Genomic DNA, 24,083 nt, shown 5'->3' with positions numbered 1-24,083 from the left:
AAAGGAGCGGTAGAATGACAGGATCGCAAACTCCGGTCGGTCAGTTTGGGGGTGACGCCCGGTCGGCCGCAATCGGGCGGATCATCACCAGCGATGCCTGTGTGCGTGAGGGCGCCCAATGGCTGGCCGCAAGCGACCCGCGCTTTGCCCGCGCGATCGACCTCTGCGGGCCCCTGCCGCTGCGCCGCAAACCGGAGGGTTTTGCCGAACTGCTCAGCGCGATTGTCAGCCAGCAGGTGAGCGTTGCCTCCGCCAATGCGATCTGGGGCCGGATGGTCGGAGCCGGGTTGGACACTGCGCCTGCTGTTTCCGCCGCCAGCGAGGACGACCTGCGCGCGGTTGGCCTCAGCCGTCAGAAGATCCGCTATGCCCATGCTCTTGCGGCAGCGGGACTTGATTTTGACGCGCTGCGCCAGCTCCCCGATGCCGAGGTGATCAAAATCCTGACACAAGTGTCCGGTATTGGCACATGGACCGCAGAGATCTATGCGATGTTTTCGCTTGGTCGGGCGGATGTCTTTGCCCATGGTGATCTGGCCCTGCAAGAGGGGGCGCGGATCCTGCTCGATCTGCCGCAGCGGCCAAAACCCGCCGAGATGCGCCGCATAGCTGAAGCCTGGTCACCCTGGCGGTCGGTTGCGGCGCGCGTGCTCTGGGCCTATTACCGGGTGGCAAAGGACAGGGAAGGGATCCGATGACACGAGTATTGACAGCTGAACGCAAGGCGCCCCTGTCGGGGCAGACACGATCTGTGGTGGTGTTTCTGCATGGCTATGGCGCCAATGGGGCCGATCTGCTGGGGCTGGCGGACCCGTTGGGGGAACATCTGCCGGATACGCTGTTTGTGGCCCCGGATGCCCCGGAGCGCTGCGCAGGCACGCCCTTTGGTTTCCAGTGGTTCCCGATCCCTTGGATCGACGGCTCCTCCGAAGAGGAATCGATGCGCGGCATGATGGCCTCCATCGAAGATCTGAATGCCTTTCTGGATGCGCTGATGGTGGATGAGGATGTGCTGCCGGAACAGGTGGTGCTGTTTGGATTCTCCCAGGGCACCATGATGAGCCTGCATGTGGCCCCGCGTCGCGAAGATGCGGTGGCTGGAATCGTTGCCTTCTCCGGCCGGCTGCTGTCGCCCGAAACGCTGAAGGACGAAGTTGTCTCGAAGATGCCGGTATTGCTGGTGCATGGCGACGCCGATGACGTGGTGCCGCCGCAATCTCTGCCAGAGGCAGCTGAAGCTCTGGGGGAGGCCGGATTTCAGGACGTCTTTGCCCATATCATGAAGGGCACAGGCCACGGCATCGCGCCCGACGGTCTGAGCGTGGCGCTGGCCTTCATGCGCGACAAGCTGAGCCTCTGATCCGCCAGAGCGGTTTGCCAGACAAAACGCCGTCGAAAGCCGTGCAGCCTAGCGCTTGCGCGGCTTTCGTGGTTTGCGGGGCGGCTTTTGCGGGTCTGACGGGGTTGTTTTTGCGCCTACCGCCTTGCGCCGGGCAATCGCCTGCCGGTTCGGGGCGGGTTTGGGTTTTGGCGGACCGGGGATGCTGGGCACCTCCAGATCTTCCCAAGTGCCGGGGCTGAGCCCGTCAAGAGTCCAGATGCCGATGGCCGCCCGGATCAGACGCAGTGTCGGATGGCCCACTGCCGCTGTCATCCGCCGTACCTGCCGGTTGCGGCCTTCGCGAAGGGTGAGGGCGATCCAGCTGTCGGGTACGGATTTACGCACCCGGATTGGTGGGGTCCGCGCCCAGATTCCCTGCGGTTCGTCGATCAATGCGGCCTTGGCAGGTCGGGTCAGCCCATCTTTCAGCTCAACACCCTCTGCAAGCGCCTGAATGGCGGCCGCATCCGGTGTCCCCTCGACCTGCACCCAATAGGTTTTCGGCATCTTGTGCTGCGGATCCGAGATCCACGCCTGCAAGCGGCCCTGGTCGGTCAGCAGCATCAACCCCTCGCTGTCGCGATCCAGTCGCCCGGCGGGATAGACACCGGGCAGGTCAATCCAGTCGCTCAGCGTGGCGCGCGGGCTGCCCTCGCTGCCGCGGTCGGTGAACTGGGGCAAAACATCGAAGGGTTTGTTGAAACGGATCAATCTGGTCATCAGTCTGCAATAGGCAGCCCCCGGCAGGCTGGCAAGGGCAGCGGCGTTGCCGGCAGTGTTTTCGCATAGGGGATTTCGCGACCGCCGACCCGCCAGCAGCTGTCATGCCGCTGTCACGGAATCATCCTACCGCTTGAGGCGAAGCGAGGTCAGTGCCCCGTTGCGATCATTGATAATGGGGGCTTGCCAGCTGACTGACACGATATATAGTTAAATCAAAGCAGGGGCGGGCTCCCCGCTCTGGTGTCGAAACGCAGGCAGACAGGGCGGTTGAGCCGTTGCAGAACATGCAGATCCATCAGCAAGAGATGACAGCATATGTCGCGCCTCCGGCGTGGACTGCAATCCGTGGTCCTGTTGCGCCGCAGAATGACACCGGGGTGAGGACGCGGCCGCAGACCGGGCTGCGAATACCTGTCTGGCCTTACCCGTGCCATCTGTCGGTATCCCTGCGGAGCACTGGCAGCAAGAAACCTGATTTGAAGACAAGCGCGTGGGCTCCACGCGCTTTTGTTTTTTTCAATACCGGGACGATCCGGCAGGCTGGAAACAGACTGCTGCGCCGCCCTGGGCAACGGCGTTGGTCCGGGCGCAGGCCACCGCTGTTGAAACGAGGAGGTGCAGTATGACCGTCGCCGTTGGTAATCTCAGAACATTGATTCTGAACGCGGATATGCAGCCACTCAGCTGGGCGCCGCTATCCGTCTGCAATTGGCAGGATGCTTTTGTCGCCGTCCATCAGGAGCGGGTCATACAGGTCAAAACCTACGAAGATGTGGCGGTTCATTCGGCCTCTGCCTCCTTTGAAGTTCCCGCCGTGGTCGCCCTCAAGCGGTATCGCAAGCGCAAGAAGGTGGCCTTTACCCGCTATAATGTCTTTCTGCGTGATGAATTCTGCTGTCAATATTGTGGCAAGCGCTTTGCGGCGAAGGATCTGACGTTTGATCACGTGATCCCTCGCAGCAAGGGCGGGGCCTCGTCCTGGACCAATATCGTGGCCTGTTGCAGCGCCGATAATCTGCGCAAGGGCAATCTGAAACCGCAGCAGGTCGGACTGAAACTGCGCCGCAAACCCTTTGCTCCCAGTCCGCATGAGCTGGATGCCATCGCCCGCCGTCTGCCCCGTCCGAAGCCTGAATTGCATCAAACCTGGATGGATTTTCTCTATTGGGATAGCGAACTGGACAGCTGAATCTCATCAGTCGTTCAAAAATAAGCTAAGGCCCCGACCGGACAGGCGGGGCCTTTTTCCTTAGAATAGCTGCGAGAGACAATCCCGATTTCAGCCCTTGGCGCGCTGCACCATGCCGAAGAGATCGCGCGGGTCGTCCGGGTCGGCGAGCATGTCCAGTTCCAAAAAGAAATCCGTGTCCTTGATCCGGTCGCGGATGTAGCGCAGGGCCGAGAAATCCTCGATTGCAAAGCCGACACTGTCAAACAGGGTGATCTGCTTGTCATCTCGGCGACCGGGCTTCTGGCCAAGGATCACCTGCCAGAGTTCCGTCACCTCAAAATCCTCCGGCATCTGCTGGATCTCGCCCTCGACGCGGGTTTGCGGCGGGAATTCCACAAAGACATCAGAGCGGGTCAGGATGCCCGGTGCCAATTCGGTTTTGCCGGGGCAATCACCGCCGATGGCGTTGATATGGACGCCGCTGCCGACCATGTTGTCAGTGAGGATGGTGGCGTATTGCTTGTCAGCGGTGCAGGTGGTCAGGATCTGCGCGCCTTCAATCGCTTCTTCGGGGGTTGCGCAGGACACCACGGTGAGGCCGCTGCCAGCAAGGTTGGCGGCACATTTCACGGTCGCCGCCGGGTCGATATCGTAGAGGCGAACCGATTTCAGCCCGCAGATTGCCTGCATGGCGAGCGACTGGAACTCCGACTGCGCGCCATTGCCAATCATCGCCATTGTTGTGGCGCCCTTCGGGGCCAGATGTTTTGCAACCATCGCAGAGGTCGCGGCAGTACGCAGCGCGGTTAGGATGGTCATCTCAGTCAGCAGCACCGGATAGCCTGTGTAGACATCGGCGAGCAGGCCAAAGGCGGTCACCGTCTGCAACCCCTCTGAGGTGTTCTTCGGATGGCCGTTGACGTATTTGAAGCCATAGGCTTCGCCATCAGAGGTCGGCATCAGCTCGATCACGCCGACGTCGGAATGGCTGGCAACCCGCGGCGTCTTGTCAAACAGCTCCCAGCGTTTGAAGTCCTCTTCGATGTAATCGGCGAGGTCCCTCATCACGGTGTCGATACCGATCGAGTGAATGAGGCGCATCATGTTGTCGACGCTTACAAAAGGCACAAGCGCCTTATCCGAAGGTTGGGTCATGACCGGGTCCTTTCACGGGGGCTAAGGTGGATGCCTGCCAGCATGCAGCGCATTGACCCGCCAGCGGTTTCAGTTGTTAGAATGGCGCGCCGCAGGGGCGTGCCGTACTCGGCGGGCGCAGCCTGATGCTGGCTCATTGATAGCTTCGCGTCGGACGATCAAACACGCGCCGACCCAGGGCTGAGGCACAGAGATCGACCATCAGATGGGCCGTGCGCCCGCGTTCGTCCAGAAACGGGTTCAGCTCGACCAGATCGAGCGAGGTCATCAACCCGGAATCATGCAGCATCTCGCAGACCAGATGCCCCTCACGGACAGTTGCGCCGCCGGGGACGGTGGTGCCGACAGCCGGCGCCACGGAGGGGTCGAGGAAATCGACATCCAGCGAGACATGCAACATGCCGTTGGCCTCGGCCACGCGGTTGAGAAAGGCCGAGAGCGGACCTGCAATGCCGTTCTCGTCAATCTCGCGCATGTCGTGACGATGAATGTTGCTCGCCTCCAGCGCTAGCCGCTCCGGGGTGTCGACCGACCGCAGACCGATCATACAGACGTTTTCCTGCGGCACCGGGTTCTGCACCTTCGGGAAGCCCGCAAAATCCGGACGGCCGGTGAAATACCCCACCGGCGTGCCATGCAGGTTGCCACTGTCGGAGGTGGTCGGCGTGTGGAAATCTGTATGGGCGTCGAGCCACAGCACGAATTGCGGACGGCCTTCCTTGGCGGCGTGGTTGGCAACACCGACAACGGATCCGAGCGACAGGGAATGGTCTCCGCCCAGGAAAATCGGCAGGCCGTCCTTCATCGCTTCTTCTGCAGCGCGGATCAGGCGGTTGGTCCAGCCAATGGTTTCATTGCGGGCAAAGACAAGACCGTCATTGTGGTCGGCCTCATGGCTGGCCGGACGCAGGTTGCCCTGATCAATCACCTTGTGACCCAGGCTTTCGATGGCACGTCCCAGACCGGCGGTGCGATAGGCATCCGGCCCCATCAGGCACCCTGCACGCCGCTTGCCACTGTCTACGGGAGCGCCGATCAGAATACAGGTCTTGGATGTCACGCGCATATCTCCTCTGCGAAAAGTGAATACTCTTAGAAAGCTCCGATTTGAGGTGGAATCCAGCAATCATTTCGCTCATATAGTAGGGCAAATCGTCAAGATGGAGATCAGATTGGACAAAACGGATGAACGGCTGATTGCCGCCCTGCGCCATAACGCACGCGCCTCACTCTCCGATCTTGCCTTGCAGCTGAACCTGTCGCGGACCACCGTCCGGGCACGGATCGAGCGGCTGCAGACCAAGGGCGATATCCTTGGCTTTTCCGTAGTGCTGAAAGAGGATGTGCTGCGCGACCCGGTTCGCGGTCTGATGATGATCGGTATCGAGGGGCGCGGCACCAGCCGCATCACCCGCCAGCTTCAGGGGCTGCCCGAGGTGCGGGCGATCCATACCACCAACGGACGCTGGGACCTGATCGTCGAGCTGGGCACCGAAACGCTGGAAACGCTGGATGCAGCGCTGGCAAAGATCCGTACCTTTGAAGGTGTGGTCAGCAGCGAGACCAATCTTCTGCTCGCCACAAAGAAAGACAGCTGAAAAGGATAGATCGCCGCGTGGAGAGCTGCGGCCGGGGCTCTGTGCATCGGCTCCCGGTGACTGGCTGCGCCGGGATCAGATCCGGTTTTTGCGCATGTGGTTGGCTGCGGCAATCCAGATCACCGCCAGCAGCAGCGAGGCAATCGCATTCCAGCTGGCCATCGACAGGCTGAACAGCTCCCACGGGACCTCGTCGCAGCGCACGAGCGGTGCCGACATGATCTGCTGCATCAGATCTTCGGAGCTCAGATTGCCGATCGGGCCGGAGGTGCAGGAGTTCGGACCTTCCCACCAGCCACGCTCAACCCCGGTATGATAGGCACCGATGGCGGCAGTCGCCAGCGCGGCCAGCGCGCCAAGGTAGGGCAGGATCAGCAGCGGTACCGCCAGTGCCAGAGCACCGATGACGACAGCTGCGCCATGCGGATAGCGCTGCCAGATGCACAGTTTGCAGGGGGCCATCTCGCCGATGTATTGAAATCCAAAGGCACCAAGCAGCAGTGCAGCAGATCCGGCGCTGGCAATCAGGATGAGAATTCGGCTCATGTTTACAATACCTTCACTGCAAGAAACCCGCCGAACAACAACACCACAAAGACCGTAAAGACAAGCCCCAGCCGACGTTCGATGAAATCGCGGATCGGCGCGCCAAACTGCCACAGCAAGCCCGCAACCACAAAAAACCGCAGCGCACGGGCCAGAATGGAGGTCACAACGAAGGTTGCGATTGGCATCCCGGTCCAGCCTGACATGATTGTGATGACCTTATACGGAAAAGGCGTGATCCCGGCGATCAGCACCGCCCAGAACCCAAAATCATTGAAGCGGCTGTTGAATTCGACCATGGCATCTGCCTTGCCCATCGCGGCCAGCACCGGCTGGCCGATGCTGTCGTAGAAAAATGCGCCAATGGCGTAGCCGAGCAATCCGCCAGCCACGGAGGCGACCAGAGCCACCAGCGCAACCAGCCAGGCACGTGATGGGCGCGCGAGGATCATCGGGATCATCAGAACATCCGGCGGGATGGGAAAGACCGAGCTTTCGATGAAGGCAACGCCGGCCAGCCACCACAGCGCCTTTGGGTGGTCGGCCAAGGCCATCGTTCGGTGATATAGCGCACGCAGCATCCTGTGAAGCTCTCCCTGGCAATCCGCCCTGAGCGGTGCCACGTCGGGATGAGCAGGTCAACCACGATGGTTGCCCGCTACACAGCCGTCGGCAGGCAGATGTTTTTTTGCCGCCAGCCGCGCGATTTGCCTATGGACCTCGGCCTTTGGCTTGGGTAGGAACGGGGCAGAGGCCCAAGTGGCGGAATGGTAGACGCAGGGGATTCAAAATCCCCCGCCTTTGCGGGCGTGCCGGTTCGAGTCCGGCCTTGGGTACCATAGATTTCAAGGGGTTACGTGATCCGCTCGCGTAGCCCCTAATCTTTTTCAAATCCGTATAAGCACAATGTAAGCACCGTGATTGCGTGTAAGTTGCCTGTTGGAATCAACGCTGATTTGCAAGCAGGATAGTCTTGCGGCAAGGTTGCCGTGGATTATTCAGGAGTTTTTCATGTCCTACGATTTAAGGGAACAGGTCAGGGTTCTCGAGACTATTCATCAAAACATGATTTATGACCGGCGGTTGTTGGTTGCCCAGTACCAGTTCAAAGAAAATGAACAGCTCGAGATCGGCGAGCGCATTGCAGAAAAACAGACACAAATTGAAGCTGTTGCGAGAGCGATTGCCGAAGAACTAGGGAACATCGGACCCAACGAAGATGTCCCGTCTGGGCTGAAAGGTTTTTACGAAAGCGATCAAGACGCGGACAAGTTCTACCCTGGCAGAGCAAGGATTAAGCCATAAAACCCGGCGGTTTTGTTACTGGTCTGCCGGGCACTTTTTCTCCAAGGCTTTAATTAAAATGGATTTTCAAGTGAACCCCAGAAGCTATGTGATCGCAGCAGCAGTGATTTGCAGTGCTGCTGCTATTTTTTACGCAGGTTATGTCAGAAATGAAAAGCGCTGTGCTGATGACTTGCATGCAGGCATTGAAAGCGCCATGGCTACTATTGACCGCTGGCGCAAAGAGCGCCCCGACTATGTCACACAAACCGATGGCGAGTTGCTCCAAATGAAAGCCGACCTCGCGAAAGCCAATGTTACAGTTGCGGCAATGTCGATAGACCAACACCGGCATGCCTGCGACGTGTATCTTCGCGGGTTCACGCTTTCTTATAAGTGATCTTCAGCATAGAGACTTGATCCCCAGCGCTCCTGATCGACATGTGCCAAACTCTTTGTTAGGTTCGCAACTCATTCATTTGTCGCTGCGAGTGGTGAGGCAGCTCTAACGAAGCCCAGATAAGTATCTGGGGCGCTAGAGTTTTGGTGAGAATGGCCGCTCTTCGCGGGCAGGCCAGGGGCTGGCGGCTATGGCATCCTTCAGGGCCTGATATATCGCCGGATCTATGGCCGTTCCCTGCATATCATCCATTATCTCAAAGGCCTTTTCCAGCGGCAGTGCCGAGCGATAGGGCCGGTCCGCGGTCAGCGCGTCAAAGATGTCAGCAACCGTCAGCACGCGCATGTCGGTGGTGAGATCGGCGGCTGCAAGCCCATACGGGTAGCCTTTCCCGTCGAGCCGTTCATGATGGGCCGCTGCCACCTCCGCCACGTCTTCAAAGACTGAAATCCGCCGCAGAACGTCGTGTCCCAGCACGGGATGCAGCTTCATGCAGGCGAACTCTTCCTCGGTAAGCTTGCCCGGTTTGTCGAGGATCGCATTGGATACCCCCAGCTTTCCCAGATCATGCAGAAGTCCGGCCCGCACCATCCAGCGACGATGCACCAGATCATGGCCCAACTGTTCACAGATCATGTCCGTGTAATGGGCGACCCGTTCGGAATGGCCGTAGGTAAAGGGGCTTTTTGCGTCGATAACCTTTGAAAAAGCGTAGGAAATTTCATCGAGATAGGTTTCATCAACCGTGAGGGTCGCCCGGGCGGAGCGATCCGAGAACACGCTCGCTTCCAGTCGACTGCTGGTCAATGCGTCATAGAAACCGGGGGATCGGATCACCCGGGTAAACACCGGAACGAGATCGGGATCGAACCAGCTTCCGGCACGCTCCTCCAGCTCGGTAGCGGCGGCTTTTGAGCCCATCTGTAGCGTGAACACATCGGTGACCTGAGCCATCAGCGCAATGCGCGAGAACAGCGGAATCTCGTCACCGCTGATGCCGGCCGGGTGGCCGCCGCCGTTCCAATGCTCGTCCAGCCCTGCGATCCCTTCAGCGACCTGTTCGGAGAACCGCATCAGCCGGGCGATCTCCGCGCCGCGATCGCAGCGGGTCTGGATCAGCTCAGTCGCCAGACTGCCGCTGCGGCCAATCACGCCGGTCACTGTTTTCAACCGCTTCAACCGGCTGTCGCCCTGGCCGGTATGGCGCAGGACAAATTCGAGCTTCTGTCGGGTGGTTCCGTCTACGAATTTGAAATTGCGTTTGAAGGTCAGATCATCCGTGCGGTAGAGCGCGCAGATGCGGGCGGCGTTTGAGCTACAGCCAAGATCCTTCAGAAGCAGGGTAAAGTAGAGATCAGCGCGATCCTCCTGCGACAGATCGAGGTAATCGGCGACCTGCATGCCGATCCAGCAGCATCTTACGCAATGACCCTCTGGCTGGCCTTCTGTAAGATCAAGCGCGTGGCTGAGCGCGCCGAGGAGTTCGCCCAGCTGGACGGTCTGGCCGCCAACCTTTGGGTAGGTCACGCCATGCAGGACACCAGAGGAGACGGTCGCAACCGTCATCCCCGGAGTCGGTCCGGACAGCGAATAGGGGGTCGGCGTGGCCACCATGACACGCATCCTTGTTCAAACGCGCGTCAAGCCTACTATCTTGGCCTTAATCTCAGGTTACCGTCCCGTGCGCGGCGCATTCCGAGGGGCGTCGCCCGCTTGGCAGCTCTCTGTCAGACCCCTGACAGCCCCATTTCAGGCCACCCGATTGGCCGAGGCCCGCAGCAGCGTTTGCGTATAGGGGTGCTGTGTCTGCCCGGCGCGCATGGCATCAATGCTGAGCACCTCTACAATCTCGCCATGCTGCATCACCGCCGCCGCATCACACATATGCGCAACGACCGCGAGGTCATGAGACACCATCACAAAGGTCAGCCCATGCGCGGCACGTAAATCGCTGAGAAGGTTCAGGATCTCCGCTTGTACCGAGACATCCAGCGCCGAGGTCGGCTCGTCCAGCAGCAGGATATCCGGCCGTGGGGCCAGCGCGCGGGCGATGGCGACGCGCTGCCGCTGACCACCGGACAGCTGGTGCGGATAGCGAAAGCGGAACGACGGCCCAAGGCCGACATCCTGCAGCAGCTGTTCCACCCGTGCATCGATGTCGCGGAACCCGTGCAGATGCAGTGTCTCCGACAGCACCTGATCCACGGATTGACGCGGGTGCAGCGAGGCATAGGGATCCTGAAACACCATCTGAACGGTCTTGTAGAATGCGCGGTCACGGGTCGGTCCAAGCCGTTTGCCCTCAACCGATATCTCACCATTCCACTGCGGCGCGAGACCGGTGATGGCTTTCAGGATAGTGGATTTTCCTGAGCCGCTTTCGCCGACGAGGCCGAAACTGGCGCCGGTCTCGACCGCCAGAGACGCCGATTTCACGGCATGGACCAATGCGCCACGGTCGCCGAAATAGACGTTTAAGTTATTGATTTCCAGCGCCATTGTCATCTGCGACCCTCCACGCTGGGCGCATCCCGCCAGGCGGGATCACGTTGCAGCACCTCAAGCCGAGGACGCGGAGCATCAAATCGGGGCAGGCTGCCGAGCAGACCTCGTGTATAAGGGTGCTGCGCCTCGTGCAGCTGATCGGCGTCGCAGACCTCGACGATGCGGCCTGCATACATGATCAGCACCCGATCACAGAACTGCGACACCAGATTGAGATCGTGGCTGATAAAGATCAGCCCCATGCCGCGTTCCTTCACCAGCCGATCCATGATCGACAGCACCTGTCCCTGCACCGAGACATCCAGCGCCGAGGTCGGCTCATCCGCGATCAGGATTTCGGGGTTCGGGATCAGCATCATGGCAATCATGATCCGTTGCCCCATGCCACCCGACATCTCATGCGGGTAGGCGGTCATCACGCGCTCCGGGTCGCGGATCGACACGGCCTCCAGCATTTCCAAGGCCTTGGCATAGGCCTCGGTCTTGGTGGATTTGCTGTGCAGGCGGTGGGCTTCGATCAGTTGATCGCCGATGGTCATCACCGGGTTGAGCGAGAATTTGGGATCCTGCATCACCATGGAGATCTGTTCGCCGCGAACCTTGCGCATCTCGCGCTCCGATTTTGCCAGCAGGTTCTCGCCGTGCAGACTGATGTGATCCGCTTCGACGATGCCGGGAGGCCGGATCAGTCGTAGGATGGCGCGACCGGTCATTGACTTGCCGGAGCCGCTTTCCCCAACGATGCCGAGCCGTTCACGGCCGAGCGAGAAGGACACACCGCGCACCGCGTCAAAGATGCCATTGCGGGTGGGAAACCGCACCCAGAGGTTTTCGATATCCAGAAGCGGGCTCATGAGGCGCTGTCCTTTGGGTCCAATACGTCGCGCAGGCCATCTCCCAGCAGGTTGAACGCCAGCGAAACGGCAAAAATGGCAAGACCGGGCATGGTGGCCACCCACCAGTGATCGAGGATGAACCGGCGCCCTTCGGAGATCATCGCGCCCCATTCCGGGCTTGGTGGCTGGGCGCCAAGGCCGAGGAATCCCAGACCGGCGGCGGCCAGAATGATGCCTGCCATATCGAGCGTCACCCGAACGATCAGCGAGGAGATGCAGAGTGGCCAGATATGTTTGATGATGATCCTGAGCGGGCCTGCGCCTTGCAGGCGGATCGCGCTGATATAGTCTGAGGAGCGGATCGTCAGTGTCTCGGCCCGCGCCATCCGTGCATAGGGCGGCCAGGCAGTGAGCGAGATCGCCAGCACCGCGTTTTCAATCCCGGCGCCAAGAGCAGCGACAAAGGCCAGCGCCAGCACCAGCCGTGGAAACGCCAGGAAAATATCGGTGATCCGCATCAGAATGATATCGGCCCAGCCGCCGACGTAGCCGGAGACGGTGCCAACCAGAAGGCCCGCAACCGGTGCAATCAGCGCCACCAGCGCCACGATATAGAGGGTGATGCGGGCGCCATGGATCAACCGGCTGAGGATATCACGACCAAGGGAATCCGTGCCCAGAATATGCCCCTCGCTGCCCAACGGTTGCAGCCGATTGGCGAGATTCTGCACATATGGGTCATGGGGCGCGATCACCGGCGCCAGCAGCGCGATGGAAATCAACAAAATCAGGATGGCCAGCCCGACCATCGCCATATGGTTCTGCTTCAGCGACAGCCAGCCCTGATAGAGTGCCGCTAGCCGGGCCTGACGCCGCGATCTCGGCGTGTCGGTCAGCAGCCAGGCGCGCAGGCCCTGCTGAGGGGCCGGGGTTTGCGATGACAGGCTCATTTCGACCTCGGATCAAAGACTTTGTAGAGAAGATCGGAGAAGATATTGAGGCAGATGAACACGAGCCCCACAACAACTGTACCGCCCAGTACTGCATTCATGTCAGCCGACAAAAGCGCGGTGGTGATATAGCTGCCGATCCCCGGCCAGGAAAAGATGATTTCGGTCAGAACCGATCCCTCAAGCAGATTGGCATAGCTTAGGGCGATCACGGTGATCAGCTGCACGCGGATATTGCGAAATGCGTGCGTCCAGACCACGGCCCATTCACTCATGCCTTTGACGCGGGCGGTGGTGATATATTCCGCCGAGAGCTGTTCGAGCATGAACGAGCGCGTCATGCGGCTGATATAGGCAAGGCTGTAATAGCCGAGCAGCGCGGCAGGCAGCACGATATGAGAAAACGCGTCGCGAAACGCGCCCCAATCACCTGCAATCAGCGAGTCCACCAGGATCATGCCTGTGACCGACGGGATCATATCCTCGTAGAAAATACCCTGACGTCCGGGGCCGCCGACCCAGCCCAGAATGCCGTAGAACAGCAAGAGCCCCATCAGGCCGAGCCAGAAGATCGGCATGGAATAGCCCACAAGTGCAATCACGCGGGCAATCTGGTCGATCCAGCTGCCCCGGCGTACGGCGGCGATGACCCCCAGCGGCACGCCCAGAATGCAGCCGAAGATAATGCCAATAGTGGCAAGTTCAAAGGTCGCCGGAAACACGCGTGCGATATCGGAGGAGACATCCCGCGCGGTCAGCAGCGAGGTTCCGAAATCACCGCGCAGCACATCGGTGACATAGTAGAAAAACTGAATAGCCAGCGACCGGTCCAGACCCAGCTCACGGTAGGCGGCATTATACTGCTCCTCGGTGGCGCGTTCGCCCACGATGGCCAGCACCGGATCAATGGGCATCACGCGACCAATCAGGAAGGTGACGAACAAGAGGCCCAGCATGGTGACGGCGATGGAAGACAGCGTCACCAGTGTGCCGCGCGCCCAAGGGGGGAGAGGCAGCCAAGGCCGCCGCTCCGTTTCTGTTGCGAAATTCGCCATTTTACTTGGTCACGTCCCAGTAGGCGACGGAGGTGATCGCCCCGCCGAGGCTCAGCCCTTCGACATTGTCGGCCATGCCAGCCTGTTCGATCAGCTGGAACATGATGGCAAAGGGGGCTGTGTCGCGGAACTCTGCCTGAATTTCGTGGTACATCTCGGCGCGCTTGTCGGTGTCGCCCTCGACCACGGCGGCGGCAACCTTTTCCGTCAGCCCGCCGGTGTCCCAGCCGTTGCGCCAGGCCAGAAGACCGGTTGCATTGGCTTCGTCCGAGTTATCCGGGTTATAGGCAAAGGTCCCCGCATTGGTATGCGGATCAGGATAGTCCGGGCCCCATGCGCCCAGATAGATATCCAACTCGCGTGCGCGGTATTTGCCCAGGATCTGCTTGCCCGTGCCAACCTCAAGGTTCAGCGTGATTCCTGCCTGCGCGAACGTGTTCTGCAACGACTGTGCAATTTCGAGCCGTTCCTGCGCTTCGCGTACGCCGACGGTCAGCTCCAGATTCTCGACACCGGCCTCCGCCAGCAGCGCCTTGGCCTTTTCGACATCGAGCGAGAAGGGGTTTTCGTCCACAGCGCCCAGATAGGTCTTCGGCAGGAAGTTCTGGTGGCCGACATACCAGTTCTTCAGGAAGCTGTTTTCCATACCGTCATAGTCGATGAGATATTTCAGCGCCTGACGGACCTGCGGCTTCGACAGTTCCGGGTGTTTCTGGTTGAAGGAGACATACATCAGGCGGCCGCGCATTTCGCGCAGCACCTCGACACCCTCAACACCGGCCAGACCGTCCACATCCGAGGGCGTCAGATCGCGGGCCACGTCGATATCACCGCGTTCCAGCATCAGGCGCTGGGTTGCGCTTTCCTGAACGTGGCGCACGATGACGCGCTTCATTTCTGGCTCACCGCCATAATACGAGGGGTTTGCGCTCAGGGTGACACTTTCCTTCGGCTTCCAGCTGGCCAGGCTGTAGGGGCCGGAGCCTGCCGAATTGGTGGTCAGCCAATTGTTGCCCATATCGCCATCGACCTCATTGGCCATGACCAGTTCCTTGTCGACGATGGCGCCGATGGTCGCCGTAAGGCAGTTCAGAACAAAGGAGGTCGCATAGCGTTTGTCGGTGGTGATAGACAGCGTATTGCCATCAACCTTGATGGTTTCATCGACGTTTTCGGGCGTAAAGCCAAACTGCGTGATGATGAAGGAGGGCGTCTTGTTCAGAATGACCGCGCGCTTCAGCGAAAACGCCGCATCCTCGGCCCGGACCGGGTTGCCGGACTGGAAGGTCACGCCTTCGCGCATGGTAAAGGTGATGGTGCGTCCATCCTCAGAGACGGTCCAGCTTTCGGCCAGATCGGGCTGATAGCCGGCGTCCAGATCGGAGGGGTCAAAGTTGACCAGCTTGCCATAGATGTTGCGGATCACATCGGCACCCGCAAATTCAAAGCTCTGCGCCGGATCCAGCGTGGTGATATCGTCAATGCGGTTGGCAATAACCAGCATATTGGCGGGCGTCTCAGCCATGGTCGCCATCGGAGTGAGGCCAATCGCCAGCCCCAGCGCGGCGGTGCCAAGAAGGGTATGAATGGTTTTCATCTTTAACTCCCTGTTGTGTTTTTGATCTTGGAATATCGCGCTGTTGTCAGCGTCTTGTTGTTGTGTGGGTCTGAACCGGAGCGCACGCCGGTCAGCTGCGCGCCTCCGTTTTCGGGCTGCGCCAGGTGGCATCCAGAACCCGCAGCCAGTTGTCGTGACATAGTTTTTTCATCAACGTCTCATTCACACCGTGGTGACGCAGAGCGGCGCGAAGCGCGGGCAGGCCTGCAACGGTCCTGATCTCCCGCGGCACGGTGGCCCCGTCGAAATCCGAGCCGAAACCAACCCGATCCTCGCCGAGCTGGCTGATCAGGTGGTCGATATGGCGCAGCATCCGGTCAATCGGGGTGTTTTCGTCCATCCGGCCATCTTCGCGCAGAAAGGCGACCGCAAAGTTCAGGCCGACCATCCCGTCACTGTCGCGGATCGCGTGCAGCTGGCGGTCGGTGAGGTTGCGGCTGTGCGGCGTCAGCGCATGGGCATTGGAATGGGTGGCCACCAGCGGCGCTGCGCTCAGCTTGGCGACATCCCAGAAACCGGCCTCGTTCAGATGCGACAGGTCGATCATAACACCCAGATCATTGCAGCGCCGGATCAGCCGTTTGCCATCCTCCGTCAGCCCCGGACCGGTATCGGGTGATCCCGGAAACCGGAAGGGCACGCCATGGCCGAACCTTGTCGGGCGGCTCCACACCGGACCGATTGAGCGAAGCCCGGCCTGATAAAGCAGGTCGAGCATGTGGAAATCCGGATCAATTGCCTCCGCGCCCTCCATATGCAGCACCGCCGCCATCATCCCGGTCGAGAGGCAGTCGCGAATATCTTCGGTTGTGCGGCAGACCTTCAGCGCGCCGTCGCTTTCCAGCTGAAACAGCAGGGACGCCTGCGACAGAGCGACAGGGGCGGCATCGGGCCAGCTGATCGCCGCCGACAGCGGCATATCATAGCTGTCTGCCATCATCTCGTCTTCGCTATCCAGACTGTGGCCATCCGGAATATAGATCGCAAAGAAGCCGCCGCCAAAGCCGCCCGTGCGCGCTTTGGCCAGATCAATCTGGCGCCCGCCGTTGCCTTGGAACCCGTCCACGCCGGATGAAATATCGCGATTGTGCAATCGCAGCAAAACATCGTTGTGGCCGTCGAAAATCAGAGGGTCAGTCATATTTCTTCCTAATTCCCTGATATGAGGTCGTATCTTTTGCGCTAACGCAAGGGAATTTACGCCCGTTTCCGGGATAAGACGGACGAAGGCCCAAAAACTGCCATCTAACTGGGAGGAATGGCGTGACAGCGGTCATCTTGCCCGCTGGTCGTTCGACCGGGCCGGGAAGATGTTCGATTATCGCGCAATGGCGACTCGGCTGGTCAGGCCTGTTTCAGCCCGTAGGTGGCGAAGGCAGCAAGCGCCTCCTCCATCTGCGCCGTGCTTAGCAGTTTTGGTGTGCCGATGCTGCGGGCCAGTATGTACGTCCGCGCCAGGCTCTCCAGCTCCACCATGCGCCACATCGCCCGCGCCAGCGTATCACCGGTCACGAGGGCCCCATGGTTTGCCATCAGGCAGGCGTGGCGGTCGGCCATGGCGTGGACGACATGATCCGACAATTCAGCCGTACCGAACAGCGCGTAATCCGCCAGAGGCACGTCATCTCCGCCAAAGGCCGCGACCATATAGTGGCAGGCCGGGATCGTCATGTGGTTCACGGCGAGAGCGCAGCAATGCGCCGGATGGGCATGGACGACCGCCATCGCCTCCGGCTTCGCCGCAAGCAGCGCCTGATGAAACTGCCACTCCGACGACGGGGCCGGCTGTGCATCCTCGGGATCAGGCCCGCCCGCAAGCGGCATTCGGACGATCATCTCCGGGCTCATCGCCTCATAAGGGATGCCGGACGGGGTAATCAGCATGTCACCCCCGGCGATCCGCAGGGAGATATTGCCGGAGGTGCCCTGATTGATGCCGGTCCGGTTCATCTCCAGGCAGGCATCAATGATGGACTGACGCAGGGCGCGGCTGTCATCCGGGGCGGGTCTGATCATGGCGCGGTCACCCGGCCTTGCGGATAAGATCGGGGAACAGCGCCGCCAGCCCGTCGGCAGAGGCATCGCAGATGCCGCGCTCTGTGATCAGCCCGGTGACCAGCCGATTGGGGGTCACGTCAAAGGCCGGGTTGCCGCAGACCGTGCCGTCCGGTGTCACACGCGCAAGCCCGATATCGCCGCTATCAAGCACGCCCTGCACATGGCTTACCTCGCGGCTGTCGCGGTCCTCGATCGGGATCTCTGCAACGCCATCGGTCACCGTCCAGTCGATGGTCGGCGAGGGCAGGGCAACGTAGAAGGGCACCCCGTTGTCATGGGCTGCCAGTGCCTTCAGATAGGTGCCGATCTTGTTGCAGACATCACCCTGACGCGTGGTGCGGTCGGTGCCGGTGATCACCAGGTCGACCTGTCCGTGCTGCATCAGATGACCGCCGGCATTGTCGGTGATGTAGCTGTGGCTAATACCATGGCTGCCCAGTTCCCAGGCGGTCAGCGCGCCCTGATTGCGCGGGCGGGTCTCATCGACCCAGACATGGATCGGAATTCCGGCATCATGGGCCTGATACATCGGGCTGGTGGCGGTGCCCCAGTCAACCGTGGCGATCCAGCCTGCATTGCAATGGGTGAGCAGCCGCACCGGCTCACCTGCGGGTTTCTTCTGTGCGATCTCACGGATCAGGGTCAGCCCGTAAGTGCCGATGCGCCGGTTGATTTCAACATCCTCATCGGCGATTGCATGGGCCAGTTTCAGTGCGGCGTCAGCACGCTCATCCTCGGGCAGGGGACGCAGGACCTCCATGCAGCGGTTTAGCGCCCAGCGCAGGTTGATCGCAGTGGGGCGGGTCGCATTGAGCTGCTCCCAAGCGGCCTCCAGCGCACCGTCCGAAGGATCAAGCTCGGCCGCCAGCGCCATGCCATAGGCGGCGGTGGCTCCGATCAGCGGCGCGCCACGCACCCGCATCTCGACGATGGCGGTCGCGAAATCATCCAGTGTTGCAACCGGCTGAATGCGAAACTCATGGGGCAGCCAACGCTGGTCGATAATCATCAGAACCGATTGATCCTCGTCCCACCAGAGCGAGCGATAATGTGTGCCGTTGACCTTCACTGCGGTGTCCTCCGTTGATGGCTGGCCCAGCGCCGCCGCTGATGCCGTCCTAGCGCATTGGCGGTAAAGTGCAATCCTCTTGCGCAGCTAGCCGCCGCGCAACCTCTGCATGAGGTAGATTTCATTCTGGGGCCGGAGCGGTTCATCAAGACTGGCAGCAATGATCCGGCCGTCCACGGCAACGGATACGCCTGCGTCGAGAGCCGGTGCAAGTGCGGGATAGGCAGATTTGAGCGCTGCGATCATCGCGCCGATTGTGGTGGCCTGAACCTCCACAGCGTCCTGCCCATCTGCAAACCGTCGCAGGCCTGACCAGAGGTGTACGGTCAGGCGCGGTGTGCCCGCGCCCTGACCTGTGGTGCTGTACTCAGGTGCCATTGCGGCGCCTCAGCCCGTCTTGGCGCGCTGCTGATCCAGGGCGGCCAGAATGCGCGGTGGCGACATCGGCAGCGCATGCAAGCGCACCCCCGCCGCCGCAGAGACTGCATTGGCGATGGCCGCGAGAGGCGGACAGATCGAGGTTTCGCCGACACCGCGCACGCCAAAGGGATGACCGGGGTTCGGCACCTCGACAATCACCGTGTCGATCATTGGCAGGTCCGAGGCGACGGGGATCCGATAGTCGAGGAACACCGCATTCTGCAACCGGCCGTCCTCGCCGTAGATATATTCCTCATTCAGCGCCCAGCCGATGCCCTGTGCGGCACCGCCCTGAAACTGACCTTCGACATAGGTGGGATGGATCGCCTTGCCAGCATCCTGAATGACCGTATAGCGCGTCACAGCGGTCTTGCCGGTTTCGGGATCTACCTCCGCATCGACGATATGGGTGGCAAAGGAGACGCCGGCCCCTTCGGGCGTCGCCTCGAAATGGCCGGAGATCGGTCCACCGGTCTTGCCCATGTCGCGGGTAATCTCCGCCAGCGGCATCGGGTCGAAGTTGCCCGCATTGGGACCGGAGGGCACGGCATGGCCGTCCTCCCATTTCACAGCATCCTCGGGGATACCCCATTTGGCCGCGGCGCGTTTGCTGAGCTTGGCCACGGCATCCTCTGCCGCCTTGATCGTGGCAAGGCCGCTGGCATAGGTCACCCGGCTGCCGTGGGAGACGTCATTATAACCAAGCGTGGCAGTATCGGCGATGGTGACGCGGATGCTCTCATAGGGAATGCCCAGAACCTCTGCCGCCATCAGCGCCATGGAGGCGCGGGAGCCGCCGATATCGGGCGTGCCAACAGAAATCTGACAGGTGCCATCCTCTGACAGCGACAATGACACCGAGGTTTCGCCACCATGGTTGAACCAGAAGCCGCAGGAGATCCCGCGCCCCTGACCGGGCTTCAGCGGGGCACTGTAGTGGGGATGCGCCTTGGCAGCCTCGAGCGTTTCCACCAGACCAATGCGTTCGAACTTTGGCCCGTAGGAGGCTTTGGTGCCCTCGCGCGCGGCATTTTTCAAGCGCACTTCGATTGGGTCGAGATCCAGTTTGCGGCAGAGCTCGTCAATCACAGATTCCACCGCGTAGGCCGCCATCGGCGAGCCGGGCGCGCGATAGGCCGCCTGTTTGGGGCGGTTGCTCATGACGTCATAGCCAATCTGCTGGACGTTCTTCAGATCATAGGGCGCAAAGGCACACATTGCGGTCATATCCGCAGGCGCACCCGGAAAGGCACCGCCCTGTAGGCGGAAGGTGCCCTGTGCTGCGGTAATGATACCATCAGCGGTCATGCCGATCTTGATATCCATGGAGGTCGAGGCGGTGGGGCCGGTGGCGCGGAACACCTCGGGGCGGCTCATCACCAGTTTGACCGGGCGATTGGACTTGCGCGACAGGGCCAGTGCGACAGGTTCGATGAACACCGTGGTCTTGCCGCCAAAGCCACCGCCGATTTCCGAGGCGGTGACGCGCAGCTGCGATGTCTCAATCCCCAACAGCGCCGCGCAGTTCTTCTGCACATACCAGTGGCCCTGCGTACAGCACCACAGCTCACCCTTGCCGTCCTGTCCCAGCTGCGCAAGGCAGGCATGGGGTTCAATATAGCCCTGATGCGTCGCCTCGGTGACGAAATGCTCCTCGACCACCAGATCGGCCTTGGCAAAGCCCGCCTCGACATCGCCATGGCCGCTTTCGTGGTAGCGCACCACGTTTGGGTGCATCCCCTCCGGCACAGAGTAATCGGCAGCGCCCTCGCGGATCACCGGTGCATCCTTGGCCATCGCCTTATCGACATCGGTCACATGGGGCAGCACCTCATACTCGACCTCGATCAGCTTCAGCGCGTCACGTGCGGCGAGGGCCGAGGTGGCTGCCACAGCCGCGATGGCATGGCCATCATAGAGCGCGGTATCGCCCGCCATCACGTTTTCCAGCACATTCCATTGTTCGCCTTCCAGCCCCGGCGCGGGTTTGATGGCGTCCGAGAAATCGGCACGGGTGACAATCGCCTTCACATCGCTCAGCGCCTCGGCCTTGCTGGTGTCGATATGTTTGATCCGGGCATGGGCGTGAGGGCTGCGCAGGATGGCCCCGAAGAGCATTCCCGGTGCCGTGATATCGGCGCCAAAGCGCGCCTTGCCCGTGACCTTGTCCAGACCATCGGGGCGGTTGGGACGGGTGCCCACCTGGGTGAAATCGGTCTTGCGTTGATCCAGAGCCATTATGATGCCTCCCGCATCTCTGCCGCCGCGTCCATGACGGCGCGAATGATCTTGTCATAGCCGGTACAGCGGCACAGATTGCCCGCCAGCCAATAACGCACTTCGGTCTCGCTGGGGTCCGGGTTCTTCTCCAGCAGCGCCTTGGCCGCGACCAGAATGCCCGGCGTGCAGATACCGCATTGCAGCGCGGCGTGGTCGATGAACTTCTGTTGCAGCGGATGCAGTGTTTCGCCAGCAGCGATGCCTTCGACGGTGGCGATTTCCTGGCCTGCGGCTTCGACGCCGAGCACCAGACAGGAACAGACCAGCCGCCCGTTGAGAGTGATCGAACAGGCGCCACAGTCGCCGGTGCCGCAGCCTTCCTTGGCACCGGTAAGGTTCAAACGGTCGCGCAGCACATCAAGCAGCGTTTCGCGCGGATCGCAGAGGTAATCGACGGCATCGCCGTTGACGGTGGCCGAGACGTGGATCTTCGTGCTCATGCTTTGTCTCCCTTGGCGCGGGCATAGGCGGTTTCTGCGGCGCGGCGGGCCATCACGCCCGCCACCTGCGTGCGAAAGGCAATGGTGCCGCGTTTGTCGGTGATCGGTGAGCAGGCATCAGAGGCAGCGGTGGCCAGTCGCCCCAAGGCCGCGTCGTCCAGCCTGGAGCCGATCAGGGCATCGGCACAGGCCTGCACCAGCAGTACCGTGGGCGCGACAGCTCCGAGGGCAACGCGGGCATCCGCGACGGTGTCGCCCTCCAGCCGAAGCCAGACACCACAGCCGACCACGGCGATGTCCATCTCGGTTCGCGGGATAAACCGCAGATAGGCGTCGCCCTGACCGGGCACGGCGGGCGGCAGATGCACCGCCGTGATCAACTCGCCGGGCTTCAGCGTGGTCTTGCCGGGAGCTGCCGGAATATCCACGACCGCGGCGCGGCGATTGCCGTCAGGTCCGGTGATGTTGACCGATGCACCTGCCGCAACCATAGCCGGCACGCTGTCGGCGGCAGGGGAGGCATTGCAGAGGTTACCGACAAGCGTGGCCCGGCCCTGCACCTGGGTGGATCCGATCAGGTCCATCGCCTCGACCACGCCCGGCCATGCGGCGGACAGGTCATCATGTTCGGACATTTCGGCTCCGGCCACCGCGGCGCCGATGGTCCAGCTGCCATCGCTTTCCTTGCGGATGTCGCGGACGCCATCAATCGCCTTGATGTCGATCAGCGTATCCGGCGTGACGATATCGGCGCGCATCTGCACCAGCACATCGGTGCCGCCGGCCAGAACACGGGTAACCCCCGATGCTGAAGCCGCCAGCTCCGCCGCTTCGGCAAAGCTGGTTGGTCGGTGATAGTTCATTGGGACTGTCCTTTTGCTGGCCTGCTGCAGGTGGCTGATGGGTGGGTCCGGATGTCCGGGGCATGGAATGCGCTGCGGGCTGTCTCGACGCATATGCCTGGCCGCGGGCCAAGGCGGTGCGCTTTTCGGTATCTTGCGTCCTTGCGCAGTCTTCGGCAAGCCGCCATCGCAGCCGGTTTTGGACATAGGCGTGAAATCTCACGCTCGCAAAGCACAATCGGCAGTGATGTTCACATACCGCACCGGGCAACGACCGAGGGCGCGCTTAGGTGGCAGGGGCCCATAAACGGGGAGGGTATTGCGCTTTTGCCCCTTGCGGTGTCGGATCCAGTCTTTTATGGCGGCGGCAATTCCAGAAATATTCTAGAAAATATCGCCATCAAAGGGGTTTGAATGGCGAAGTTGGGTTGCGCATGGGTGTGACAATCTGCCACAGTGCGCCGAATCCAATGGATGTGGATGCGGGGGAATATTCCGGGATTGGTATCAGATACGCTGAAACCTCGTGCCTGCGGGGCCACGGGCAGATCGTAAGCCTTGACTTGGTCTGATGCGCCTGAAACGCTTTAACCGCTGGACCTGCCGGAAATTGTTGCCAGAACGCGCGACAAAACACACCTGGCGTCTACATGTCCCCAAGGGTTCAACGACCCCAGCCGCGCCGTGTGCGGCTCTACGGTTTCGAAGACAAAAACGTGGGAGAACACTACATATGACCAACACCAAGCTGGCCGTTAGCGCCCTTGTGGCTACCGCCTTCATGGCACCTGCCGCGATGGCAGAAGAATTCATCACAATCGGTACCGGCGGTGTGACCGGCGTGTACTACCCGACCGGTGGCGCGATCTGCCGTCTGGTCAACAAGACCCGCAAAGAGCACGGTATCCGCTGCTCCGTGGAATCCACCGGTGGCTCCGTCTACAACATCAACACCATCCGTGATGGTGAGCTGGAATTCGGTGTGGCGCAGTCCGACTGGCAGTACCACGCCTATAACGGCACCTCCAAATTCGAAGAGCAGGGCGCCTTTGAAGGTCTGCGTGCCGTGTTCTCCGTTCACCCGGAGCCCTTTACCGTTGTGGCGCGTGCCGATGCCGGTATCACCAATTTCGACGACCTCCAGGGCAAGCGCGTCAACATCGGCAACCCCGGTTCCGGTCAGCGCGGCACCATGGAAGTGCTGCTGGAAGCCAAAGGCTGGGGCATGGACAGCTTTGCGCTGGCAACCGAGCTGAAGGCAGCCGAACAGTCCGCAGCGCTCTGCGACAACCAGATCGACGCCATGGTCTACACCGTTGGCCACCCCTCCGGCTCGATCCAGGAAGCCACCACCGCCTGCGACTCCGTCCTGGTGACCGTGGATGGCGAAGCGGTTGAAAAGCTGATCGCTGACAACTCCTTCTACCGGACTGCAACCATTCCCGGCGGCATGTACCGTGGCTCCGACGCAGATGTGAGCACATTCGGCGTTGGCGCGACCTTCGTGACCTCTGATCAGGTCTCGGACGAGGCGGTCTACACCGTGGTGAAAGCGGTCTTTGAAAACTTCGAAGACTTCAAAAAACTGCACCCGGCCTTCGCCAATCTGAAGCCTGAGGAAATGGCAACTGCGGGCCTGTCCGCACCGCTGCATCCCGGCGCGGCGAAGTACTACAAAGAACAGGGCTGGGTTGAATAACCAGACCGATTGATCGAACGGGGCGCCATGGCGCCCCGTTTTGCACCTGCGGT

Annotated in this window: 25 protein-coding genes and 1 tRNA gene; 8 read left to right on the top strand and 18 right to left on the bottom strand. The window is 60.9% G+C overall.

The window, feature by feature from the left end; genetic code table 11:
* Positions 1 to 14 precede the first annotated feature (14 nt).
* A complete protein-coding gene (locus tag VWY75_RS17565; RefSeq protein WP_340545648.1) occupies positions 15 to 698 on the top strand; it encodes a DNA-3-methyladenine glycosylase family protein in 684 nt (227 codons plus the stop codon).
* Positions 695 to 1,360, top strand: a complete 666-nt coding sequence (locus tag VWY75_RS17560; RefSeq protein ID WP_340545647.1) for an alpha/beta hydrolase — start codon at positions 695 to 697, stop codon at positions 1,358 to 1,360. The genes VWY75_RS17565 and VWY75_RS17560 overlap by 4 nt, the downstream gene beginning before the upstream one ends.
* A 48-nt stretch (positions 1,361 to 1,408) precedes the next feature.
* On the opposite strand, the gene VWY75_RS17555 is transcribed toward VWY75_RS17560, so the two are convergent.
* Positions 1,409 to 2,101 (bottom strand): pseudouridine synthase, encoded by a 693-nt coding sequence (locus VWY75_RS17555; protein WP_340545646.1) that lies wholly within the window; start codon positions 2,099 to 2,101, stop codon positions 1,409 to 1,411.
* Between the two features lie 625 nt (positions 2,102 to 2,726).
* Here VWY75_RS17555 and VWY75_RS17550 point away from each other — a divergent pair.
* Positions 2,727 to 3,293, top strand: coding sequence for an HNH endonuclease (locus VWY75_RS17550; protein ID WP_340545645.1), 567 nt, complete (start codon positions 2,727 to 2,729; stop codon positions 3,291 to 3,293).
* 90 nt (positions 3,294 to 3,383) lie between these two features.
* Here the strand turns inward: VWY75_RS17550 and VWY75_RS17545 are convergent, their stop codons facing one another.
* Together VWY75_RS17545 and rocF are read right to left on the bottom strand one after the other, a co-directional pair.
* Positions 3,384 to 4,430 carry an ornithine cyclodeaminase gene (locus tag VWY75_RS17545; RefSeq protein WP_340545644.1) on the bottom strand — a complete coding sequence of 349 codons (1,047 nt, stop codon included), beginning with the start codon at positions 4,428 to 4,430 and terminating at the stop codon, positions 3,384 to 3,386.
* 133 nt (positions 4,431 to 4,563) lie between these two features.
* On the bottom strand, positions 4,564 to 5,490 hold the full coding sequence (rocF, locus tag VWY75_RS17540; protein WP_416538779.1) for an arginase: 927 nt from the start codon (positions 5,488 to 5,490) through the stop codon (positions 4,564 to 4,566).
* Positions 5,491 to 5,602: 112 nt separating this feature from the next.
* Here rocF and VWY75_RS17535 point away from each other — a divergent pair, with 112 nt between their 5' ends.
* Entirely contained in the window at positions 5,603 to 6,028 is a 426-nt protein-coding gene (locus tag VWY75_RS17535; protein WP_340545642.1) for an Lrp/AsnC family transcriptional regulator, read from the top strand.
* 75 nt (positions 6,029 to 6,103) lie between these two features.
* Here VWY75_RS17535 and VWY75_RS17530 read toward each other — a convergent pair whose 3' ends face one another.
* Complete coding sequence (locus VWY75_RS17530) at positions 6,104 to 6,574, bottom strand: disulfide bond formation protein B (RefSeq protein WP_416538778.1); 471 nt, start codon at positions 6,572 to 6,574, stop codon at positions 6,104 to 6,106.
* A 2-nt stretch (positions 6,575 to 6,576) separates the two neighbouring features.
* Complete coding sequence (locus VWY75_RS17525; protein ID WP_340545640.1) at positions 6,577 to 7,155, bottom strand: YqaA family protein; 579 nt, start codon at positions 7,153 to 7,155, stop codon at positions 6,577 to 6,579.
* A 172-nt stretch (positions 7,156 to 7,327) separates the two neighbouring features.
* On the opposite strand from VWY75_RS17525, the gene VWY75_RS17520 reads away from it, so the two are divergent.
* The 3 genes from VWY75_RS17520 (at position 7,328) to VWY75_RS17510 (ending at position 8,258) form a co-directional block, all read left to right on the top strand.
* A tRNA-Leu gene (locus VWY75_RS17520) sits at positions 7,328 to 7,413 on the top strand.
* A 172-nt stretch (positions 7,414 to 7,585) separates the two neighbouring features.
* Positions 7,586 to 7,879 (top strand): hypothetical protein, encoded by a 294-nt coding sequence (locus VWY75_RS17515; protein WP_416538777.1) that lies wholly within the window; start codon positions 7,586 to 7,588, stop codon positions 7,877 to 7,879.
* 58 nt (positions 7,880 to 7,937) lie between these two features.
* The gene (locus VWY75_RS17510) at positions 7,938 to 8,258 is read left to right on the top strand and encodes a hypothetical protein (RefSeq protein WP_416538776.1); all 321 of its coding nucleotides are present in this window, start codon (positions 7,938 to 7,940) and stop codon (positions 8,256 to 8,258) included.
* 135 nt (positions 8,259 to 8,393) lie between these two features.
* Here VWY75_RS17510 and VWY75_RS17505 read toward each other — a convergent pair whose 3' ends face one another.
* From VWY75_RS17505 to VWY75_RS17445, 13 genes are all read right to left on the bottom strand, one after another.
* Positions 8,394 to 9,872: an HD-GYP domain-containing protein gene (locus VWY75_RS17505; RefSeq protein ID WP_416538775.1), complete on the bottom strand. Its 1,479-nt coding sequence runs from the start codon at positions 9,870 to 9,872 to the stop codon at positions 8,394 to 8,396.
* A 135-nt stretch (positions 9,873 to 10,007) separates the two neighbouring features.
* A complete protein-coding gene (locus VWY75_RS17500; protein ID WP_340545624.1) occupies positions 10,008 to 10,763 on the bottom strand; it encodes an ABC transporter ATP-binding protein in 756 nt (251 codons plus the stop codon).
* Complete coding sequence (locus VWY75_RS17495) at positions 10,760 to 11,617, bottom strand: ABC transporter ATP-binding protein (protein ID WP_416538774.1); 858 nt, start codon at positions 11,615 to 11,617, stop codon at positions 10,760 to 10,762. Before VWY75_RS17495 ends, VWY75_RS17500 begins: the two co-directional genes overlap by 4 nt.
* Positions 11,614 to 12,549 (bottom strand): nickel transporter permease, encoded by a 936-nt coding sequence (gene nikC / locus VWY75_RS17490; RefSeq protein WP_340545622.1) that lies wholly within the window; start codon positions 12,547 to 12,549, stop codon positions 11,614 to 11,616. The genes VWY75_RS17495 and nikC overlap by 4 nt, the downstream gene beginning before the upstream one ends.
* Positions 12,546 to 13,604: an ABC transporter permease gene (locus VWY75_RS17485; protein ID WP_416538773.1), complete on the bottom strand. Its 1,059-nt coding sequence runs from the start codon at positions 13,602 to 13,604 to the stop codon at positions 12,546 to 12,548. The genes nikC and VWY75_RS17485 overlap by 4 nt, the downstream gene beginning before the upstream one ends.
* Before the next feature lies 1 nt (position 13,605).
* Entirely contained in the window at positions 13,606 to 15,201 is a 1,596-nt protein-coding gene (locus VWY75_RS17480; protein ID WP_340545620.1) for an ABC transporter substrate-binding protein, read from the bottom strand.
* 91 nt (positions 15,202 to 15,292) lie between these two features.
* Positions 15,293 to 16,363 (bottom strand): dipeptidase, encoded by a 1,071-nt coding sequence (locus VWY75_RS17475; RefSeq protein WP_416538772.1) that lies wholly within the window; start codon positions 16,361 to 16,363, stop codon positions 15,293 to 15,295.
* 203 nt (positions 16,364 to 16,566) lie between these two features.
* The gene (locus tag VWY75_RS17470; RefSeq protein ID WP_340545618.1) at positions 16,567 to 17,238 is read right to left on the bottom strand and encodes a class II aldolase/adducin family protein; all 672 of its coding nucleotides are present in this window, start codon (positions 17,236 to 17,238) and stop codon (positions 16,567 to 16,569) included.
* A gap of 7 nt (positions 17,239 to 17,245) precedes the next feature.
* On the bottom strand, positions 17,246 to 18,349 hold the full coding sequence (gene mtnA / locus VWY75_RS17465) for an S-methyl-5-thioribose-1-phosphate isomerase (protein ID WP_416538771.1): 1,104 nt from the start codon (positions 18,347 to 18,349) through the stop codon (positions 17,246 to 17,248).
* Positions 18,350 to 18,436: 87 nt separating this feature from the next.
* On the bottom strand, positions 18,437 to 18,727 hold the full coding sequence (locus tag VWY75_RS17460; protein WP_416534910.1) for a MoaD/ThiS family protein: 291 nt from the start codon (positions 18,725 to 18,727) through the stop codon (positions 18,437 to 18,439).
* A gap of 9 nt (positions 18,728 to 18,736) precedes the next feature.
* Positions 18,737 to 21,007, bottom strand: coding sequence for a xanthine dehydrogenase family protein molybdopterin-binding subunit (locus VWY75_RS17455; RefSeq protein ID WP_416538770.1), 2,271 nt, complete (start codon positions 21,005 to 21,007; stop codon positions 18,737 to 18,739).
* A complete protein-coding gene (locus VWY75_RS17450; RefSeq protein WP_340545614.1) occupies positions 21,007 to 21,489 on the bottom strand; it encodes a (2Fe-2S)-binding protein in 483 nt (160 codons plus the stop codon). Before VWY75_RS17450 ends, VWY75_RS17455 begins: the two co-directional genes overlap by 1 nt.
* The gene (locus tag VWY75_RS17445; protein ID WP_416538769.1) at positions 21,486 to 22,352 is read right to left on the bottom strand and encodes an FAD binding domain-containing protein; all 867 of its coding nucleotides are present in this window, start codon (positions 22,350 to 22,352) and stop codon (positions 21,486 to 21,488) included. Before VWY75_RS17445 ends, VWY75_RS17450 begins: the two co-directional genes overlap by 4 nt.
* Before the next feature lie 712 nt (positions 22,353 to 23,064).
* On the opposite strand from VWY75_RS17445, the gene VWY75_RS17440 reads away from it, so the two are divergent.
* Complete coding sequence (locus VWY75_RS17440) at positions 23,065 to 24,030, top strand: TAXI family TRAP transporter solute-binding subunit (RefSeq protein WP_340545612.1); 966 nt, start codon at positions 23,065 to 23,067, stop codon at positions 24,028 to 24,030.
* Positions 24,031 to 24,083 lie beyond the last annotated feature (53 nt).

This window comes from Phaeobacter sp. JH20_08 (assembly GCF_048056635.1).
Taxonomy (GTDB): domain Bacteria; phylum Pseudomonadota; class Alphaproteobacteria; order Rhodobacterales; family Rhodobacteraceae; genus Phaeobacter; species Phaeobacter bryozoorum.
The sequence above is the reverse complement of the archived record's forward strand: the minus strand, read 5'-3'. Positions and strand labels throughout refer to the sequence as shown.

Excerpts from the sequence above, each read along its gene's own strand:
- VWY75_RS17525 (WP_340545640.1), bottom strand. The coding sequence starts at position 7,155 with ATGCTGCGTGCGCTATATCACCGAACGATGGCCTTGGCCGACCACCCA.
- VWY75_RS17495 (WP_416538774.1), bottom strand. The coding sequence starts at position 11,617 with ATGAGCCCGCTTCTGGATATCGAAAACCTCTGGGTGCGGTTTCCCACC.
- VWY75_RS17545 (WP_340545644.1), bottom strand. The coding sequence starts at position 4,430 with ATGACCCAACCTTCGGATAAGGCGCTTGTGCCTTTTGTAAGCGTCGAC.
- VWY75_RS17530 (WP_416538778.1), bottom strand. The coding sequence starts at position 6,574 with ATGAGCCGAATTCTCATCCTGATTGCCAGCGCCGGATCTGCTGCACTG.
- VWY75_RS17555 (WP_340545646.1), bottom strand. The coding sequence starts at position 2,101 with ATGACCAGATTGATCCGTTTCAACAAACCCTTCGATGTTTTGCCCCAG.
- VWY75_RS17565 (WP_340545648.1), top strand. The coding sequence starts at position 15 with ATGACAGGATCGCAAACTCCGGTCGGTCAGTTTGGGGGTGACGCCCGG.
- VWY75_RS17560 (WP_340545647.1), top strand. The coding sequence starts at position 695 with ATGACACGAGTATTGACAGCTGAACGCAAGGCGCCCCTGTCGGGGCAG.
- VWY75_RS17485 (WP_416538773.1), bottom strand. The coding sequence starts at position 13,604 with ATGGCGAATTTCGCAACAGAAACGGAGCGGCGGCCTTGGCTGCCTCTC.
- VWY75_RS17440 (WP_340545612.1), top strand. The coding sequence starts at position 23,065 with ATGACCAACACCAAGCTGGCCGTTAGCGCCCTTGTGGCTACCGCCTTC.
- VWY75_RS17450 (WP_340545614.1), bottom strand. The coding sequence starts at position 21,489 with ATGAGCACGAAGATCCACGTCTCGGCCACCGTCAACGGCGATGCCGTC.
- VWY75_RS17455 (WP_416538770.1), bottom strand. The coding sequence starts at position 21,007 with ATGGCTCTGGATCAACGCAAGACCGATTTCACCCAGGTGGGCACCCGT.
- VWY75_RS17515 (WP_416538777.1), top strand. The coding sequence starts at position 7,586 with ATGTCCTACGATTTAAGGGAACAGGTCAGGGTTCTCGAGACTATTCAT.
- VWY75_RS17445 (WP_416538769.1), bottom strand. The coding sequence starts at position 22,352 with ATGAACTATCACCGACCAACCAGCTTTGCCGAAGCGGCGGAGCTGGCG.
- VWY75_RS17510 (WP_416538776.1), top strand. The coding sequence starts at position 7,938 with ATGGATTTTCAAGTGAACCCCAGAAGCTATGTGATCGCAGCAGCAGTG.
- VWY75_RS17460 (WP_416534910.1), bottom strand. The coding sequence starts at position 18,727 with ATGGCACCTGAGTACAGCACCACAGGTCAGGGCGCGGGCACACCGCGC.
- VWY75_RS17500 (WP_340545624.1), bottom strand. The coding sequence starts at position 10,763 with ATGACAATGGCGCTGGAAATCAATAACTTAAACGTCTATTTCGGCGAC.
- VWY75_RS17550 (WP_340545645.1), top strand. The coding sequence starts at position 2,727 with ATGACCGTCGCCGTTGGTAATCTCAGAACATTGATTCTGAACGCGGAT.
- VWY75_RS17470 (WP_340545618.1), bottom strand. The coding sequence starts at position 17,238 with ATGATCAGACCCGCCCCGGATGACAGCCGCGCCCTGCGTCAGTCCATC.
- VWY75_RS17475 (WP_416538772.1), bottom strand. The coding sequence starts at position 16,363 with ATGACTGACCCTCTGATTTTCGACGGCCACAACGATGTTTTGCTGCGA.
- VWY75_RS17480 (WP_340545620.1), bottom strand. The coding sequence starts at position 15,201 with ATGAAAACCATTCATACCCTTCTTGGCACCGCCGCGCTGGGGCTGGCG.
- nikC (WP_340545622.1), bottom strand. The coding sequence starts at position 12,549 with ATGAGCCTGTCATCGCAAACCCCGGCCCCTCAGCAGGGCCTGCGCGCC.
- VWY75_RS17505 (WP_416538775.1), bottom strand. The coding sequence starts at position 9,872 with ATGGTGGCCACGCCGACCCCCTATTCGCTGTCCGGACCGACTCCGGGG.